This is a genomic window from Dolichospermum sp. UHCC 0259, from assembly GCF_009711935.1.
Lineage (GTDB): Bacteria > Cyanobacteriota > Cyanobacteriia > Cyanobacteriales > Nostocaceae > Dolichospermum.
The window spans coordinates 1-5,837 of the sequence record NZ_VIKX01000146.1 but is presented as its reverse complement, the minus strand read 5'-3'; the positions used below and the strand labels follow the sequence as shown (position 1 = coordinate 5,837).

General features: G+C 38.9%; 5 protein-coding genes and 1 pseudogene. 3 read left to right on the top strand and 3 right to left on the bottom strand.

Features of this window, described 5'->3' with window-relative positions; all coding sequences use genetic code 11:
- Positions 1-103: 103 nt before the first annotated feature.
- The gene (ftsZ, locus tag FJR05_RS11675) at positions 104-1,402 is read right to left on the bottom strand and encodes a cell division protein FtsZ (RefSeq protein WP_168644243.1); all 1,299 of its coding nucleotides are present in this window, start codon (positions 1,400-1,402) and stop codon (positions 104-106) included.
- Between the two features lie 556 nt (positions 1,403-1,958).
- On the opposite strand from ftsZ, the gene FJR05_RS11670 reads away from it, so the two are divergent.
- A complete protein-coding gene (locus tag FJR05_RS11670) occupies positions 1,959-2,108 on the top strand; it encodes a hypothetical protein (protein ID WP_168644242.1) in 150 nt (49 codons plus the stop codon).
- Here FJR05_RS11670 and FJR05_RS11665 read toward each other — a convergent pair.
- Positions 2,105-3,022, bottom strand: a complete 918-nt coding sequence (locus tag FJR05_RS11665) for a cell division protein FtsQ/DivIB (protein ID WP_168644241.1) — start codon at positions 3,020-3,022, stop codon at positions 2,105-2,107. The two genes, FJR05_RS11670 and FJR05_RS11665, sit on opposite strands and share 4 nt — an antisense overlap.
- Before the next feature lie 48 nt (positions 3,023-3,070).
- Positions 3,071-3,433, bottom strand: coding sequence for a hypothetical protein (locus tag FJR05_RS11660; RefSeq protein ID WP_168644240.1), 363 nt, complete (start codon positions 3,431-3,433; stop codon positions 3,071-3,073).
- Positions 3,434-4,029: 596 nt separating this feature from the next.
- Between FJR05_RS11660 and FJR05_RS11655 the strand changes: the two genes are divergently transcribed.
- Both FJR05_RS11655 and FJR05_RS11650 read left to right on the top strand, forming a co-directional pair.
- Entirely contained in the window at positions 4,030-4,860 is an 831-nt protein-coding gene (locus FJR05_RS11655) for a photosystem II manganese-stabilizing polypeptide (protein ID WP_168644239.1), read from the top strand.
- A gap of 814 nt (positions 4,861-5,674) precedes the next feature.
- Positions 5,675-5,788: pseudogene (locus FJR05_RS11650) on the top strand (RNA polymerase sigma factor SigF); the annotation flags it as partial.
- Positions 5,789-5,837: the final 49 nt, after the last annotated feature.

Here is a 5,837-nt window from a genome sequence, read left to right as displayed (position 1 = left end):
ACTCCTGACTCCTGACTCCTGACTCCTGGACTTCTAACAACTTGTATACAGCAGCCTCAACTGAGACTGTGAATTTAATCTAAAATCTCATATCTACTAGCATTTAATTTTTTGGTGGTGTTCGTCGTCTTTGCAGAAAATCGGGAATATCCAAAGAAGGTTTTTCTTTTGGTTGTTCTACAACTGGACTGGGGTTATTGACAGGTTGTTGTAGTGGTGAGGGTCTTCTAGTAGTTGTGGGAGTGGGTGTGACAACTCTAGGAGTAACTACAGTTTGTGCTGATGGAGGTTGGATGTCACCTGTAAATCCGGTCGCAATTACAGTAATTCTGACTTCTCCTTGCAGTCGGTCATCAATTACCGCCCCAAAAATAATATTGGCATTAGGATCAACGACTTCATAGATTGTTTCTGCCGCAGCATTAACTTCATGAAGGGTTAGATCACTACCACCAGTAATATTAAAGACAACTCCTCTAGCTCCTTCAATAGAACATTCTAACAAAGGTGAAGAAATTGCGGCGATCGCAGCTTCTCTAGCTCTAGACTTGCCCGAACTCACACCAATTCCCATCAAAGCCGATCCCGCATCAGCCATCACAGCCCGCACATCAGCAAAATCAACGTTGACCAATCCAGGAATGGTAATAATATCAGAAATTCCTTGCACACCTTGACGCAACACATCATCAGCATAGCGAAAAGCTTCTTGCACAGGAGTTTGTTCAGGAATTACTTCCAACAACTTATTATTGGGAATAATAATTAAGGTATCTACCCGACTTTTCAAGCCTTCAATCCCTTGTTCTGCTTGGCTAGTGCGTCTGCGTCCCTCAAAAATAAATGGACGAGTCACCACACCAACAGTAAGAGCGCCCATTTCCTTGGCTATTTCTGCCACAATTGGGGCTGCACCTGTACCCGTACCACCACCCATACCAGCAGTAATAAATACTAAATCTGCGCCTTCTAAAGCAGTAGCAATTTCATCACGAGATTCTTCCGCTGCCTTTTGACCAATCGCCGGATTTCCACCCGCACCCAGTCCTCTAGTTAGTTTTTGTCCAATTTGCAAGCGACTAGGAGCGCCCGCTAAAGTCAAAGCTTGAGCATCAGTGTTAATTGACCAAAACTCAACACCGGACACATCAGACTCAATCATGCGGTTGACAGCATTACCACCACCACCACCGACACCTATCACCTTAATATTAGCAACACGGCCTGGCACAATTTCACCAATACCGCTATTTTCAGAAGAAATTCTCTTGCTATCCTTACCTTGGGCAAAATTTAGCCCAGAGTTATTAAAGGGATTATTTGAGTTAACAGCCGGAGAGAACCCTAGTTGTCCCGGAGTTTGAGAGTTATGATTCAGGCCTTGGTTATTATCAAGTGTCATTGGATTTGTGAAAGGTATATAAACGACTTTTTTCGGTGTAATTCACCTACGAGTCAAGCAATTGCCAAAATTTATCTTGGCAGCGGATTTTATTTTTTTTACTATACAGTTTATGATATGGCAACGGACAATATAGTTAGGACATCAAATGAAACTCTGTTGATCACAGGATTTTACTCAGTGATTCCTGACTTATGTGACTCCTTCTATATCAACCCCTGATATTGCTGATTCCCCCCTATTCTTAAAAAGTATAGTTCTAAAAAGTATAGACATTTATTTATCTCATACTTTTTATCAGCAACAGATCACTTCAACAATAGCGTTAACCAAACTCCTTGGCAAAACCCACTATAACAACCCTATCTGTGGATTCCAACCTGTTGGAACTGCTTGATGGCAGATATTCAACTGGTTATTAACTGCTTGATAGAGCTTCATGCTAGTAATAATTTTTAATAACCTCCCCACGTTTTTTGATGAATATTTTTTAGTGACTAACTTTACAACCTCTGACATGATTTTTTAACTAATGGCTAAAAAATCTCATATCTATATGTATAATATATACCTAATTTACAAAAATATAAAATTAGCAACTCAAGTTACTAAGTTAGATGATTTGTCTATTGAGCTAGACACACAGCAGAAGGATGTAGAAAGAAAAAATGTTGATTGTCAACGGATTGACATTTTGTTCAGTTAGTCTGATTTCTTGATAACTGAGCCTAGTTTTTTTTGATTCATTTGTACTAATGGAATGGCAGGATTTTTGAGATCAATGTAATCTATATTACTAAGATTAACTTTATTTGGTAAACGGCGCATTTGGACAAGTGCTTGAATTTGTTCAGTTAATCTATTGCTAGGGCTGCCTAAATGCACATTTCCTAATTCAGTTTTCAAAATTAAATTTGTAGGATCTTGAAAATTAATTTCTGTCACCTTGAGAGAACTACTACTGATAGCTTCATAAAGTTGTGTCCAGAATGGCTTGTATTGGGCGATCGCACCAATTACTATAAGTCGAGGTAATTTGGCCTTGGGGTTAATGGAAATATAGGTTGATAAAGGCATCCATACGCCACCAGCGTCTAACAAACCCAGTTCATTTTGTTTGTTAGCCGTACCGCTATTTTGTAAACAAGACTTAACCGCAGCCGACTTACCCGTGAAAGTCGGACTCAGCACACAGTTAGCCACCGTTTTATCTGTAGTTACTTGAGCCAGCGCCACAGGTATTCGTTCCTGGATTTCAATAATTAAACCAGGAGGTAATAAACGACGGCTAACCGTAGCTTGAGCAATATTCGGTTGTTGTCTTAAAGAATCAGCAACTAGAGAAGGTTCAACTCGCCATAAAGACTGGGGAGACGACAACCCCAACAATGAATAAATATCCTTTTGAGTCAAAACCTGACCACCAGATTTAATCACTATTTGCCCCGAATCCTTCAACACCCACATCGGTTGGATTGCTACCCAGAACAAAACCGCAGCAAATCCACTTACAGCCAGAGTCCGCCAAATAGCCTGAAGAATTTTGAGTTGTCGCTGCCGACGTAATTTTTGGCGGCGTTGAGCTAAATTTGTCCGAGAAACTGATAATATCCCAGCCATGTAAACCTCTGATGAATATCAATATTCCAATCTACAAAATAAATTGAACTATTCTAACGAGTCATCAATGTTGAAAACATCATGAGTATAGTTGGGAAGAGCATCCTCATCACTAACTTCCTCCGACAAATTTACTAACAAAGCTTGCACTCGCATTCGAGCAATATAAGGCCAACCACCCTCAGACTCAATATCTCGAAGCAGCGAGTATAATCTTTGGCGATTAGTTGGCAAATTTTCCTGAAACACCCCATCCCGAATTTCTTTGTGCAACATTTCTAAATGACGTAACAAAGCCAATAATGCAATCACATCTCCTTCACAGTTCTGAGCTACATCTTTCACCGCACTGGAAATCGCCTGTAGTTGGCAGGATAAATCCCCAGATGCACAATTTTGATCATGGTTCATGGAACGTTTTACTCCATAAAACTAATACGATACTGGAAAAGTCCCTAAATTGATCAACAAAAGAGTCATAAAGCCGAATTCAGGAATCCCCCAATCAGGGGTTAAACTGGCTCACTGTCTGGCTTTGAATTTAGAATGGTTGGTTTATTTATGCCGTGTTGTACTAGTGATCAGTAAGTTGGCGTTAAAAATTGTCGTGATCCCAAAACCTGTCCCCTCTTGCCTCTTACCTCTTGCCTCTTGCCTATTCCCTCCTCATAACAATAATTTTTAATGTCCACCTACTTATTCTCAAGTAACGAGAATCCTTGATGGTAAGGTAGAGAAGGCTTTTCCATGATTTGTGCTGGACAACAGCCAAATTTAACCACTAGAGCGCTTTGATTTTGAGTTAAAAAAAATCGTATGATCTGGCTAATTTCCCTATCCAAACACTCTTGCTGTATGTCCTGAAAACACATACATCATCAAAAATGGATGTGGTTCGCTGCTTAGTCTATGGTTTAAATTGCCGACTCAGGAACGGAATGCGTCCAAGTACGTTTACTACAGCAGTTTGACAACTTAGATATTAATTTTTGAAATTGAGGTTAACCATGAGGTATCGCGCTTTAATTGTTGCTTTCTTGGCTCTATGCTTAGGGCTAATCACCGCTTGCAGTGATGAACCTTCCACAAGCGTCCGTGATGTACTCACTTACGAACAAATTCGCGGCACAGGCTTGGCTAATAAATGCCCCCAACTGGCAGAAACTAGTCGTGGTTCAATTGCTGTTGATCCCAGCGTGAAATATAGTATCAAAGAACTTTGTTTAGAACCAACCAGTTACTTTGTGAAAGAAGAACCTGCTAACAAACGTCAAGTTGCAGAATTTGTCCCTGGTAAAGTTATGACTAGATATACTTCTACCATTGACCAAGTACAAGGTCTGCTCACCAGCAATGAGGACAAGAGCTTAACCTTTACAGAAGAAGATGGTCTTGACTTCCAAGCTATCACTGTTAAACTTCCTGGTGGTGAACTAGTACCCTTCTTATTTACCATCAAAAACTTAGTTGCACAAACACAACCTAATTTAACCAGCATCAATACATCCACTGACTTTGAAGGAACTTTTAAAGTACCTTCCTATCGTGGTGCTGCTTTCTTAGATCCTAAAGGTCGTGGTGTTGTCAGTGGCTATGATAACGCTGTAGCTTTACCAGCCGGATCTGATAATGAAGAATTGACTCGTACTAACGTCAAACGTGCAGAAATTCTCACAGGTAAAATTTCCTTACAAGTAGCCAAAGTAGACAATACTTCTGGTGAAATCGCTGGGACTTTTGAAAGTGAACAACCTTCGGATACAGATTTAGGTGCAGGTGAACCTAAAGAAGTGAAGATTCGTGGTTTATTCTACGCACGGATTGAACCTCTTTCCTAAATATTGATACAACATCATAGGAGAGTATAGTCCATAAATATTGCAGTAATTTAGTAACTTAATATACCTCTATGATGTTGAAAATGAAAAAGACTTCAGAAGTCACAATAATTTATTTGTGGTAATTACCCCAACCAGGATGTACTCAGCTATTAATGTGCATCTTGGTTTTTTTTTGGGAAACTAGGACTTTTACTATTTGTGTAAATTTACTGACTTGAAATTTTATTTTATTTTTATGTTTTCAGGTTTGAGATGAACTTAATTATTTAATTACGTAATATTACTTGGTCAATCAAAAGAAGGCAGTAGATAAACAAAAATAATCGCAGCCCCAAGCCTGATAATCATCAACTACCTTTAATTCCCAAGACCTATAAGCAAATCTCATGATTAATTAGTTAAATTAGGTACAATCCCGGTTTAATATTAGATAGCCAATTGTATATTTTAAGTCTATGACAGTTGTTTAATAAATTACGAAGCATACTTATATCGGTTGAGTAAAAAAATATTGTAACAATATTGCAATTACTGATTGTACTTTTTAACATATTTACGGCAATTTTGTAGAGGTAAAACTTGTAGTTGACATATAGGCGAGAGTCAGCAGTTAAAAGCCTCTTGCTGTATAGCTTTTACCTGAGATACCGAATTTCATTTCAGTGCCTATAGTTACAGGTGACATAGAGTTGTCCCAATAGGGAAAACAGAACACAGGCAACATCTCACTCAAAAGCAAGAAAAAAATGCGATCGCAGCTAGTTTAAAACCAACTATATATCCAACCTACTTATTTAGAAATCAAACTGTTATGACTAGTACAACTACCAACGAAACAAATAACAATGAACTGAAACATAAGATTTCCCAGTTGTTGCGGGAGTATCAGCAATCACGTTCGGAAAGAGTCCGCAATCAACTAGTGGTCTGTCAAGCAAAAAATTGTGAATTTGAGAGAGAATAGGGGGGCTATT